The 11,825-nt window shown below is 48.7% G+C and carries 9 protein-coding genes; 2 read left to right on the plus strand and 7 right to left on the minus strand.

Annotated features, from left to right (window positions below; translation table 11 throughout):
* Positions 1–52: 52 nt before the first annotated feature.
* The 4 genes from BP71_RS17765 to BP71_RS17780 all read right to left on the minus strand — a co-directional run bounded on the left by BP71_RS17765 (position 53) and on the right by BP71_RS17780 (position 5,564).
* Positions 53–1,060, minus strand: a complete 1,008-nt coding sequence (locus BP71_RS17765; protein WP_496381574.1) for an NAD(P)H-dependent glycerol-3-phosphate dehydrogenase — start codon at positions 1,058–1,060, stop codon at positions 53–55.
* 181 nt (positions 1,061–1,241) lie between these two features.
* Positions 1,242–2,672, minus strand: coding sequence for an efflux RND transporter periplasmic adaptor subunit (locus BP71_RS17770; protein ID WP_496381576.1), 1,431 nt, complete (start codon positions 2,670–2,672; stop codon positions 1,242–1,244).
* A 47-nt stretch (positions 2,673–2,719) separates the two neighbouring features.
* Positions 2,720–4,213, minus strand: coding sequence for a TolC family protein (locus BP71_RS17775; protein ID WP_496381578.1), 1,494 nt, complete (start codon positions 4,211–4,213; stop codon positions 2,720–2,722).
* A gap of 115 nt (positions 4,214–4,328) precedes the next feature.
* Positions 4,329–5,564 carry a nucleoside recognition domain-containing protein gene (locus BP71_RS17780; RefSeq protein ID WP_496381580.1) on the minus strand — a complete coding sequence of 412 codons (1,236 nt, stop codon included), beginning with the start codon at positions 5,562–5,564 and terminating at the stop codon, positions 4,329–4,331.
* A 135-nt stretch (positions 5,565–5,699) separates the two neighbouring features.
* Between BP71_RS17780 and BP71_RS17785 the strand changes: the two genes are divergently transcribed.
* The gene (locus BP71_RS17785; RefSeq protein ID WP_496381581.1) at positions 5,700–6,179 is read left to right on the plus strand and encodes a hypothetical protein; all 480 of its coding nucleotides are present in this window, start codon (positions 5,700–5,702) and stop codon (positions 6,177–6,179) included.
* A 90-nt stretch (positions 6,180–6,269) separates the two neighbouring features.
* Here the strand turns inward: BP71_RS17785 and BP71_RS17790 are convergent, their stop codons facing one another.
* Both BP71_RS17790 and BP71_RS17795 read right to left on the minus strand, forming a co-directional pair.
* Entirely contained in the window at positions 6,270–7,172 is a 903-nt protein-coding gene (locus BP71_RS17790; RefSeq protein WP_496381583.1) for a TIM barrel protein, read from the minus strand.
* Between the two features lie 7 nt (positions 7,173–7,179).
* Positions 7,180–8,439 (minus strand): Gfo/Idh/MocA family protein, encoded by a 1,260-nt coding sequence (locus tag BP71_RS17795; RefSeq protein WP_496381861.1) that lies wholly within the window; start codon positions 8,437–8,439, stop codon positions 7,180–7,182.
* Positions 8,440–8,694: 255 nt separating this feature from the next.
* Between BP71_RS17795 and BP71_RS17800 the strand changes: the two genes are divergently transcribed.
* Positions 8,695–10,290, plus strand: a complete 1,596-nt coding sequence (locus BP71_RS17800) for a Na+/H+ antiporter (protein ID WP_496381585.1) — start codon at positions 8,695–8,697, stop codon at positions 10,288–10,290.
* A 2-nt stretch (positions 10,291–10,292) separates the two neighbouring features.
* Here BP71_RS17800 and BP71_RS17805 read toward each other — a convergent pair whose 3' ends face one another.
* Positions 10,293–11,819, minus strand: a complete 1,527-nt coding sequence (locus tag BP71_RS17805; RefSeq protein WP_496381587.1) for a S8 family serine peptidase — start codon at positions 11,817–11,819, stop codon at positions 10,293–10,295.
* Positions 11,820–11,825 lie beyond the last annotated feature (6 nt).

The following is an 11,825-nucleotide window of genomic DNA, read 5'->3' on the forward strand; positions in this document are numbered from 1 at the left end:
AAAATAGGTTGAACGTTTTGCAGAAATACCCTTACAAAGTGAAAAGAGGCTATTATTTCAGCAACTTCTTCAATTCATTCATCACGGCAGCCGGAGAGTGTTCCTCGTACAGAATGCGGTAAACCGCTGTGGTGATGGGCAAATCAACGTGATAAGACTTATTGAGCTCACAAATACTTCTGGTGGCATAATAACCTTCGGCGATCATTTTCATCTCCAATTGAGCCGCTTTGACGCTATAACCCCGGCCGACCATATTCCCGAATAGCCGGTTGCGGCTGAACTGCGAATAAGCAGTCACCAGCAGGTCGCCGAGATATGCCGATGAACTCAGATTTCTCTCACGAGGATCCAGTGCAGTCACCAGGCTCCCGATTTCCTGCATGGCATTCGACACCAGCACCGCCTGAAAGTTATCGCCGTAGCCGAGCCCGTGCGTGATCCCACACGCGAGCGCGATGATATTTTTCATCACTGCGGCATATTCTACGCCATAAAGGTCTTCCAGCGGGTTGGCCGTGACATAACGGCAAGTCATCAGTTTCGCAAAGTCCTCCGCTGCCGGACATTCCGTCGATGCAATGGATAAATAGGACTGCTTTTCCAGGGCAACTTCTTCCGCATGGCAGGGCCCCGCTATTACACAGGTGTCTTTCAATGCAACGCCGAAAGCCTCGGCCACCCAGTCGGTCACCAGGATGTTCTTATCCGGGACCATACCCTTGATGGCGGAAACGACCCGCTTCCCCTGCAAATGCTTTGCGGAAAGGTGCTGTAATGATTCTTGAATAAATGCGGCTGGTACGGCCAAAATAACGTAATCGGCCCCCTTGACTGCGTCGATCGTCTTCTCAAATACTTTTACCTTTTTCGGCGAAAGTACGACATCGCTAAGGTATGTGGGATTGTGGTTAAATTTCCGGATGTGGTCGATATCCTTCTGATTTCTGAGCCACCAGCGGATCTGTACATGGTTTTGTTCACAAAGAATTTTGATCAAAGCTGTCGCCCAACTGCCGCCGCCGATCACCGCGATCTTAGTATGATTTAAAAAACTCATCCGGAAAACTTTTATATACTGTCGGGCTCCTCCAAATGTGCCAGATTAGCCTCGATAACGTCAGAATTTGCCGGAAATATGGGGCCAAAAAACGGGAAAATAAAAAATCCTTGCAGCAAAGCCGCAAGGATTTTCCTTTTTAACCTAAACTAAATCGAACTTATTACTTTTTTACAACGCATCAGTTCGGGTTTTCATTTGATTTTTTGCCATCTTTTTTCACATCTTCTTTCTTTTTTTCGACGAGGTCACCATTGTTCAGGTTTTTGGACACCGCAATGTAGGGTCCCGAGATAATTCTATCGCCTGGTTTCAGGCCAGAGAGTATTTCTATGTTCTCAATATCGCTGATCCCGGTCTTCACTTCTTTCATGACCGCCTTCCCATTTACGTCTGTGAAAACCACTTCTTTAATGACCTCCTGCTTTTTCGGCTTCTTATCGTCTTCATCCGTCGACTGGCCATTGTCCGTGCCTGGCCCGGATCCCGGAATCGGTTGCGGCGTATTGCCACGGGTGGTGACGGCCGCAATAGGCACCGAAACCACTCCGTTTTTCCTGTCGGTAATGATTTCTACCGACGCCGTCATCCCTGGTTTGAACGGATATACTTTCTTGGACCGCGTGGTCATCAGGTCTTTGAAGGAGTCATTCAGTATTTTCACCTTGACTTCAAACTCCGTTACAGCATCAGCGGACGCACTGGAGGCAGCAGTGGAAGAGGTAGAAAGCGATGCCAGCCCCGCGGCCGTATTAGCAATTTCTTTTACAATCCCCTTGAACTTCCTGCCCGTGGAGTTATATGCATCCACATCGATTTCCGCGGTATCCCCGAGCGAAACACGGACAATATCGTTTTCATTGACATTGACCCGTACCTCCATATTGGCCAGGTTCGCGATCCGCATCATCTCGGTTCCAGCCATTTGAGAAGTCCCTACCACCCGTTCACCCGCTTCCACATTCAGCAGTGAAACGATGCCGCTCACCGGCGCAAAAATGCTGGTCTTTCGAACGTTTTCAGCAGCATCCCGTAACCCTGCTTCCGCGCTCTTGATATTGAAAAGTGCTGCGGCAACGTTGGCCTTGGCGGACTCCACGTCCTGCTGTGCTACCCCAAAAGTGGATGAAAACTGTTCGAAATCGGCAGCAGAAATGACTTTGTCTGAAAAGAGCTTTTTGTTCCGTTCAAAATTGGCCTTTGCTTGGATCAGGCGGGCTTCGGCCTGTGCTACCATGGCCTTGGTTTGCTCATAGTTTGCCTTGCTGGAATTGACCGCTGCCTGCGCCCGGGCCATCTGCGATTCATAATTATCGGGACGGATCTTAAGGAGCAGTTGCCCTTTTACCACCGAGTCCCCCTCCGCCACATTCAATGCGATGATCTCTCCTGAAACATCCGGACTGAGCTTAACTTCCACCTCTGGCTGTATTTTCCCGGAAGCACTCACCCGTTCGATGATATCCGACTTCTTTACAACCGTATATTCCACTTCCGTTGCCTTAGGCTTGCCGATATAACCGGCCTGTTTGGCGCCGAATAAACCGCCGATGAGTAGCACTACAACGCCTGCTGTTATCCACCAGATTCGTGTCGAAGATTTACGTGCCATATATTTTTGATTACGATTTAAAATTAGTTGCTGATATGATGGGGATTTTAGAAGTCGGAGAGCGGGCGATTCATATAGAAATCAAGGATTTTGGTCCTGAAAACATAGTCATATTTGGTTTGCACCAGGTTCCCATTTGCCCTGTCGAGATTGGCCTTGGCGATATTGTATTCCACCGAATTGATTGCACCTACATCAAAGCGAACCTGCGATACGCGGAATGTTTCCTGCAATGCCTTCACCTGATTGGCCGTGGCAGAGTACCGTTTAGCCGCATTGGTCATGTCTATATACGCCTGCTCCACATTCTTACGGATAGTAAGTTGCACCTGCTGCGCCTGGTATTCATAGGTTTTTTGTTGCAGCTTGGCATTCGCGACATTGTATTTGACCCTGAAATTACTAAAGATCGGAATGGACAAATTCAGGTTAATGGCCGAGTTACGGTTGAAGTCGAGCTGATTAAAATAGCGGAAATTCTGCAATGTACCATTGGGTGTGGTAATCCGTTGCACCAGTGGAATCTGCTGGTTGTTCACCATTACAAAGTCTGTTTTCGAAATTACATCCACTGTTGTACTTCCCGAACCATCCGCGACATACCTTTCTTTGGGTGCTGCACTTGAAAAAGCGGTATACACCCCTCCATTGAGACTCAATGTCGGCAACCCCACTCCTTTGGCAAGATCCACGTTGATTTTCGCGGCATCGATACGGAGATTTGCAGCCTTCATCTGGGGCAGATTCCCGAGGGCAGTTTCATAAATTTCCTGGATCGTAGCGTCATAGGCCTGCAGGGTTGGATCCTTAACCTCGATCTTCACGACCTCGATCACTTCACTGCCGGGCATGTTCATGTATTGTTTCAGATTCAGCTTTGCCGTTTCCAGATTATTCTCGGCATTAACCAGCGACAATTCGTCGTTGGCAAGCTGCGCTTTCAGGTCGAGCAGGCTACTTTCCGCAGAGGTACCCGCTTCCACCAGTTTCGCCGTACGTTCAACCTGCAACAGAGAAGCATCTACCTGCCGGCGTGCTACTTCGATCAGCTCTTCATTGCTGATGACCTGCAGGTAGGACAATGCCACATTCAGCATGATGTCGTTCCGCGTCGCTTCCAGGTCTTTACTACTGGCCTGGTAATTGGCATTGTTGAACTTGATGTTGTTGCTGATCTGAAAACCGCTGAACAATGTGACCTGCCCGCCCAACTGATAATTATTGGAATTGACATTCTGTTGTACGAACTGGTTGGTGAAGGGGTCAATGTTACGACCAGAGCGGAATCCCTGGCTGGCAGTGAAACTGAAACTAGGCCAGCGCTGCCACTTGGATTGTTGATAAGTGTTCCCGTTGGTCTGCACCGTAATTTCCGATTGTTTGATCTGCGGATTGGTTTCGAGCGCGATCCGGATGCAGTCTTCAAGTGAATAGGTGTGCGCCGGCTGATCGACATTTTTCTGCGCCAAGGCCGTTTCCGGCATAAAATTTCCCCAAATCAGTGCAAATGCAAGCGCAGAATAGCGTAACGATTTAAACATAAGCGGTTCAGAGTTAGATGATCAATATTACTGTTTACGTCCAAACCCAACCATCCATTTGGTACGGACGGTTGCATTTCCGGGGTAAAGGGCGATTTATATCAGCTGCTTTAAATCAATGAAAAAACAGGTAACCAAGCCAGATTCCCGCGATCACACCGATCACATCGGCAATCAGGCCCGCTACAATAGCATACCTGGTGTTTTTGATCCCTACTGATCCGAAGTAAAGGGCAACGATGTATAAGGTAGTGTCAGCAGAGCCCTGAAAGATGCACACCAGCCTCCCGACAAACGAATCCGGTCCAAATTCCTTCATCGCATCTATCATTAACGCCCGTGCTCCGCTACCACTCAGAGGCTTCATCAATGCGACGGGTAATGCATCTGTAAAATCCGTATTCACGCCAGTAATGGCAAAAAACCATTTCAATCCATCGATCAGGTAATCCATTGCCCCGCAGCTCCTGAAAGCGCTGATCGCGACCAGCAACCCGACGAGGTAGGGTATAATGGTAACCGAAGTAGTAAAGCCGTTCTTCGCGCCTTCAATAAACGCTTCAAATACATTGACCTTCTTGTACATACCCCAGGCCAGAAACCCGGCCACGACAAACAGCAACACGGAATTACCCGCCAGAATCGAAATCGTCTCAATTTGCTCCTTGGGTAGTCCTGATAGATACCAGAGGATCAATGCAATCATGGCTGTCACACTGCCGAGTCCCAGCATAACGGTACGGTTGAACAAGTTGATCTTCTGCCATGCCGCAGTGATGATCATACTCACCACGGTAGTTACATATGTCCCGACCACACAAGGAATGAACACATCGGAAGGGCTTTCGGCCCCGAGAATGGCCCGCTGGGCGATAATGGAAAGCGGGATGATCTGCAAGCCAGAAGTGTGGAGCACCAGGAACATGATCTGCGCATTGGATGCCGTGTCTTTGCTGGGATTGAGTTCCTGAAGACTTTGCATGGCTTTCAGGCCGAAAGGGGTCGCTGCATTGTCAAGGCCCAGGAAATTGGCCGAAAAATTCATGATCATCTGGCCGTTGGCCGGGTGGTCTTTAGGCACTTCGGGGAACAACTTGTTGAAAAAAGGCCCAATGAACCTTGCAATAACGTGGATGATACCTGCCTTCTCCCCTACATTGAGTATCCCCAGAAAGAATGCCATTACGCCTGTCAGCGGCAGCGCGATATCCATTACGGCCACTTTGGCCATTTCGAGCATCCCTTCTGTAATGGCTTTGAAAGTCTGTACATCACCTGTCAGAATGAATTGCAGAAAAGCTATCAGAAAGGCAATGACAAAAAAGGAGACGAAAATGTAATTTAAAGCCATATCGGATGGGTGGGTGCAAAGGCAGGTTTAGTAATGATTTTTTAATAAAGCCCTGAGTAAAATATTTCTTTTAATGCAATTAACAAAGGTATATTGCAAACAGGTAGCCCGATCAACAAACCTCAACGATTTTCTATGAAGCATTACAGCTTTTTACTTCTTTTGGCATTATTGTGCTGCAACAAACCTGAAAAAAGCAGCGAAAACAACACCGGCAGCGACGAACCCGGCAAAGCCATCAACGACACGATCCCGCTCACAAGGGAAAAAGTGGAAAATAGCCCGGTTGCCAGCTACAGTGAAAAAGTGAAGGATCCGCTGAACGACTGGCGCCTGGCCGTCGATATTTACGAAACGAAGCAGACCTTCAAGTTCCTGATGAAAATCGAATATATGGTGCAGGAAGCAGAGGATACGCTCACAATTCCCAATTTTGGTATCATGCCCAAAGTGGAAGTTCGGAAAGGGCCGGAAAAGGAGTCATGCGTTGTGGGCTTTCTTGACAAGCAAGGAGAATTCAAAGAATACAAGTTGATTGCTTTGAAGGATAAGCAACTGAAGATTTCAACTCTGAAATATTATGGACGGGCGCGGTATAAGGTTTCAAAAAAATAATCAGGCAGGTAAACTGTTCAGCCTGCCACTCTAAGAAAAGAAAAAGCCCGGAAAATTTCCGGGCCTGAATATCACTTGTGATAACAGCAGTTACGCCTTAAAAACCTCATCCATTTTTTCGCGGATAGTTAATAAACGCTTGCGATCGCCGCCGGAAACTTCCGCAGAAGCCCAGCCTGAGTACCCTATTTTCTGCAATGCCTTATTTACTTCGGGCCAGTTGCAATCGCCTTCCATAAACTCTACGTCGAAACCTTTCCAGAGCCCCAGGTCATTCTGTTTTTTCAAGCTGTATTCCTTCAAATGGAGCTTCAAAATACGTTTGTTCAGGGCTTCAATCCAAGAAACCGGCCAGCCGTAACGCAGTACATTTCCGATATCCATGTACCAGCCAACCATGGGGTGCTTAAAGTCATCAACGAACTTTGCTGCTTCCAATGGGCTCAGCAGAAACTGGTTCCAAACGTTTTCAATAGCTATTTTAACACCTGTCTTTTCAGCTATGGGAAGTAACTTGCGGATCTCGGCCTGAGAACGTTCATATGCTTCACCATAGGTAACACTGGCGTTCACCACCCCCGGTACTACGAGTACCGTGCTGCCACCATATTCCTTAGTATCCCACAATGCTTTTTCAATTGACTTGACGCATTCTTCCCGCTTCTTTGGATCAGGATCAGATAACGGCAGTTTCCAGTGCATTGAATTTACCGTTCCCGGAATCAGCAAACCGGTTTTATCTCTGGCCGCGAGCACCTCCTTCATGTCCAGTTTGTCGGGAGAATCGAGCTCAACACCATCATAACCTAGATCTTTCAGTAACTTAAACTTGTCCATTACTGACAAATCTTCCTTTACCATCCCCCACATCAGGCTCTTTTTCACCATCGGGCGGGCAAGCGGCGCAGCTTCAGCACTTGACAGTACCGAAGAACCCACCGCCACGGCTGATGCAGCCATGGCGGTGTTTTTCAGAAATTCTCTTCTTTGCATACAGGTATCAGGAGAAAGCGGTGATACCTGGTTTTGCCACCTCTACAACAGGTGGTTTCATATCGAAACTGTATGAATCCGGGCCCAGTTTTTCAGTAGAATTCAATGCTTCATCCCAGGTAACGCGCTTGCCGGTATAGGCAGCCATTCTGCCCATGATGGCCGTCAGGGTGCTGTGCGCCATGAATTCACCATCGTTGATCAGCTTGCCGCTACGGATAGACGCAAACAGTTCATTGTGCTCCGTCTGATACATATCGTTCTGTGCACCTTCATATTTCCACGGATTAGCACCGGTGATTTCGTGTACATTACGCGCACAGTTCACCATTGCACTTCCTTTGGTGCCGAGTGTCTGTACGAGGTAGCTGTTTTCGCAGTTGGCCTGCTGGCGTGAGTGGTGGAAGCCCTTCACCCCGTTGTCATAATCGTAAACCACCGAGAAGTGGTCGAAGATATTGCCGAACAATGAGTCGGTGCGAACCTGGCGGCCGCCTGTTCCTACCACAGACACCGGCAGTTTGCCGCCCATTGCCCAGGCCATCATGTCGATGCTATGTACAGCCTGTTCTACAATATGATCTCCGGCGAGCCAGGTATAGTAAGTCCAGTTGCGCAGTACATACTCCGCATCTGTCCAGCCTGCAACGCGCGGGAACGACCAAAGCGTACCGGTATCGTAGGTGTTGTAAATCGCTGTAATATCCCCTACCGCTCCGTCCAGGATTCTTGAGAAGCTGGCGCGTTTAGGTTCGTGGTAACGCCAGCAGAAGCCCGACATCAGAGATACATTCTTCTGTTTGGCCAGTTTTGCAGCGTCGAGTACTTTACGTACACCCGGTGCATCCACCGCAACCGGTTTTTCACAGAACACGTGCTTGCCTGCATTGATCGCAGCGGTAAGGTGCTCGGGACGGAAATGAGGAGGAGTTGCAAGCAACACTACATCCACACCTGAATCCAACACTTTTTTGAAAGCGTCGAAGCCAATGAATTTACGTCCTTCGTCCACTTTCACTTTCGGGCCGTGCACTTTCGTGAGGTTTTCCAGCGAAGCGTCCATTTTGTCCTTGAAAATATCCCCCATTGCCCACAACACAACGTTAGGATCTGCTTTCAAAGCCTGGTTGGCCGCACCGGATCCGCGTCCGCCGCAACCGATCAAACCTACTTTCAGGGTTTCGCTGTTCACACCTGCAAATGCACGATTGGGGTTCAGAATTGCAACAGTTGGTAGTGCGCTACCTGCCAATGCAATGCCTGCCATTTTCAGAACATCTCTTCGAGAAGTACTCATTGTCAATTAAGGATTAGGTGATAGAATGACTGATTTTTCGTTGATTTTTAAGTATAATGCCAGTGATTCAGGATCTTGGAAGCATTAAAGGTAAATAAAACCGCTATTTTTTCTGCTAATATAAACCAAAATTTCCATTTGCGTGCTCGACCACACACAAAAGTTATCAGATGTTAAATTGACAATTTATATACTTTTATATCTCCGAACCTCCCTTACAACGATATGATTCTTGAAAATCTTTTACTCATCATTTCCCTCCTGTTTGTAGTTTCCATGCTGACGATGCTCAGCAAAAAAATCGGCATCTCCTATCCCATTTTCCTGGTAATTGCCGGCCTGCTGATCAGCTTCATCCCCGGAATACCTCATTTCGAACTCGAACCCGACTGGGTGTTTCTGATATTCCTGCCGCCATTACTCTATGAAGCCGCCTGGAACACCTCCTGGAAAGACTTCTGGGCCTGGAGGCGGGCCATCGGGCTGCTTTCCATCGGGCTGGTCGTTTTCACTGCCACAGCAGTGGCTTATATCTCATACGCCATGATCCCCGGTTTCACCCTGGCCATGGGCTTTGTGTTGGGTGGCATTATCTCTCCTCCCGATGCCGTCGCGGCGACATCCGTCCTTCATGGTCTGAAAATCCCCAAACGGGTCGTAACCATTCTCGAAGGTGAAAGCCTGGTTAACGATGCTTCTTCGCTGATTGTGTTCCGGGTAGCGCTGGCAACCGTCGCGACCGGCAATTTTGTGCTGTGGAAAGCAGGGGTTGATTTCCTGACGGTAGCTACAATGGGTGTTGTGATCGGCCTGGCGATTGCCCACGTGCTTTATGTCGTGCATCGGTTTTTCCCCACAACACCGAGCATCGATACCGCGCTTACATTCATTTCGCCTTACCTCATGTACATCGCGGCGGAGCATTTTCACTACTCGGGTGTACTCGCGGTGGTCAGTGGTGGATTATTCCTCAGCTTTCGCGCGCATGAACTGTTTTCATACCAGTCCAGAATGCAGACCAATTACGTCTGGCAGACAGTAGTCTTCCTCCTAAATGGTATCGTATTCATTCTCATCGGTTTGCAACTCCCAGAGGTCATCAATGGCCTTCATGGCTATACCATTGCAGAAGTAGTAACCTATGCGGTCATTATCAGCGTCGTGACCATTCTGATCCGCATTATCTGGGTTTACCCCGCCACTTATCTGCCCCGCATGCTGTCCAAATCCATTCGCACAAAAGAACAACGTCCGAAATGGCAAACAGTTTTCATTGTGGCGTGGAGCGGTATGCGGGGCGTAGTCTCACTTGCCTCCGCACTGGCAGTCCCCCTAGTGGTGAGCGGAAACCCTTTTCCACATCGCAACCTGTTCCTGTTCATCACCTTCGTGGTCATCCTTTTCACTCTCGTGTTCCAGGGATTAAGCCTGCCTTATCTGATCAAATGGTTAAAAATCGAGGGTGATGGAGAAAACCTGGAAGAAGAAAATGCGATGATAAATTCGCGACTTGCCACCGTCAGCCTGGACTTTATGAAATCAAACTACGACGGTGAAATACAGGATTTCGAGCCATTTCGCTTGTTAAAAGAGCGATACGAAAAGATCGTCGACATGGCTGATTATAAACTGCTCCATTCGGACGACGATATGTCGGTCGACTACGTCCGGAAATACCGCGCCATGCTGCTGGAAATCATTGAAATAAAAAGAGAGGAGATCCTGAAACTAAGGCAGGAACGGGCCTGTTCTCACGAGTTGATCAAAGCCAAAGAACATGAATTGGACCTCGAAGAAGCCCGACTCCGCCGGTCTCCGTAAGGTCAGTTCCATTCGACCTCTACCACGTAGTCACGCAGATCGATGGTGGTAAACTTTTCGTTATTCTGCCGTTTCAGCGAGATTTTACCATTCTGGATCTTCCCTACCTGTTGCGCAATCACGTCCTTTTCATTTTTCTTGCGATAGATTGCCACCAGCGAATCCTGGCTGGTCACGTCTACTTCACAAGTCCGGCCTTTGGCGGTAACCAGCTTGGAGTTGTTGGGAAGATAAGGTGCTTTGGCCAGTGCGAGTGCACGTGAGGCCTGCGGTACGCCGTATCCGACGAAGTTATTACCATAAGGATACAAATGCGAAGATTTTTCGATCAATGCGATCAGGTCCTTGTTCGAAAGCATCGGATTGGCCTGTAAAAGACAGGCGGCAAAGCCCGTGATCACCGGCGCTGAAAGTGAAGTTCCGTACAGGGAAAAGCACGATACATTGGGTTTGACATACGACAAAAACTCCGGTCCTACGCTGCTGTATCCGATCCGGTTCCACAGCTTTCCGTTGGTCGCTCCCACAGAGAGCACGCCTTGTGCGTCGGCAGGAGCGGACACGATGCCCCAGCTTTTGTCGTCGCCTTCATTACCCGCCGACACGATCAGCGTGATACCCTTTTTGTCCGATGCGATCTGTGCTGCTTTGGTAATGGCGCTGGTTTTTCCATCCATTTGAGCAGGCAGGTAGTTTTCTTTGGGATCTGAGAATCCTTTGGCATAACCTAATGAAGTATTGATCAGGCGAACTCCCAGGCTGTCCATCCACTCCATGGCAGCGATCCAGTTATCTTCTTCGCCCCGGTATTCACGCATGGAATAATCGGTTCTGGCGAGGTAGAACTTTGCATTTGTGGCCATCCCATATTGTACCTGGTCCTGATAATCTATACCCGAAATAGCGGCCAGTACTTCGGTTCCGTGCATGTCGGAGAAAGACTCGGCAGTGCTGAACAGCAACTCGCCCGGCCGTCCGCGTTTTACGTAGTCACGGACACCCAATATTCTGTTGTTGGAAAAAACCTGGGAAAGGGATAACGACGAATCTGCGCCGTAAAAGCCCGCATCGATCACCCCGATCGTCACATCCTTGGCGGTAATGCCTTCTTTTAGGAATACATTGGCCTGTACCTGAGACATAACCGGTGCCATTTGCGCTTTCTCAATGGGATTCGTGCGGGTAATCACAAAACCGGGATCGATCATAACCACATCCTGAACAAAATCCAATTGCCGTACCTTCATCGCCTGTTCGCTCGTCAGGTTCGCAGATATCGCATTCAGCCATTTGGAGCGGTTTATGATGCTAACCGACTGCGCACGTAATGCTGTTTCGTATTCTTTTTTGATGGGAAGATCGGTTTCATCCGACAGTGTCAGCCCCAGTTTCTGCCGGTTTTCAAGCGTTAATGCCGACACCGCAGGGCTCGTATTCAAGTCTTTGTTTTTCAGATAAATCCAGTATTTCGGGCTTGCGGACAACACAAAAGGCACCAACGCAAACGCAAGCAGAAGCAGTCTTTTCATCAACGG

This window comes from Dyadobacter ginsengisoli DSM 21015 (assembly GCF_059568735.1).

Excerpts from the sequence above, each read along its gene's own strand:
- BP71_RS17795 (WP_496381861.1), bottom strand. The coding sequence starts at position 8,439 with ATGGCAGGCATTGCATTGGCAGGTAGCGCACTACCAACTGTTGCAATT.
- BP71_RS17785 (WP_496381581.1), top strand. The coding sequence starts at position 5,700 with ATGAAGCATTACAGCTTTTTACTTCTTTTGGCATTATTGTGCTGCAAC.
- BP71_RS17800 (WP_496381585.1), top strand. The coding sequence starts at position 8,695 with ATGATTCTTGAAAATCTTTTACTCATCATTTCCCTCCTGTTTGTAGTT.
- BP71_RS17805 (WP_496381587.1), bottom strand. The coding sequence starts at position 11,819 with ATGAAAAGACTGCTTCTGCTTGCGTTTGCGTTGGTGCCTTTTGTGTTG.
- BP71_RS17765 (WP_496381574.1), bottom strand. The coding sequence starts at position 1,060 with ATGAGTTTTTTAAATCATACTAAGATCGCGGTGATCGGCGGCGGCAGT.
- BP71_RS17780 (WP_496381580.1), bottom strand. The coding sequence starts at position 5,564 with ATGGCTTTAAATTACATTTTCGTCTCCTTTTTTGTCATTGCCTTTCTG.
- BP71_RS17770 (WP_496381576.1), bottom strand. The coding sequence starts at position 2,672 with ATGGCACGTAAATCTTCGACACGAATCTGGTGGATAACAGCAGGCGTT.
- BP71_RS17790 (WP_496381583.1), bottom strand. The coding sequence starts at position 7,172 with ATGCAAAGAAGAGAATTTCTGAAAAACACCGCCATGGCTGCATCAGCC.
- BP71_RS17775 (WP_496381578.1), bottom strand. The coding sequence starts at position 4,213 with ATGTTTAAATCGTTACGCTATTCTGCGCTTGCATTTGCACTGATTTGG.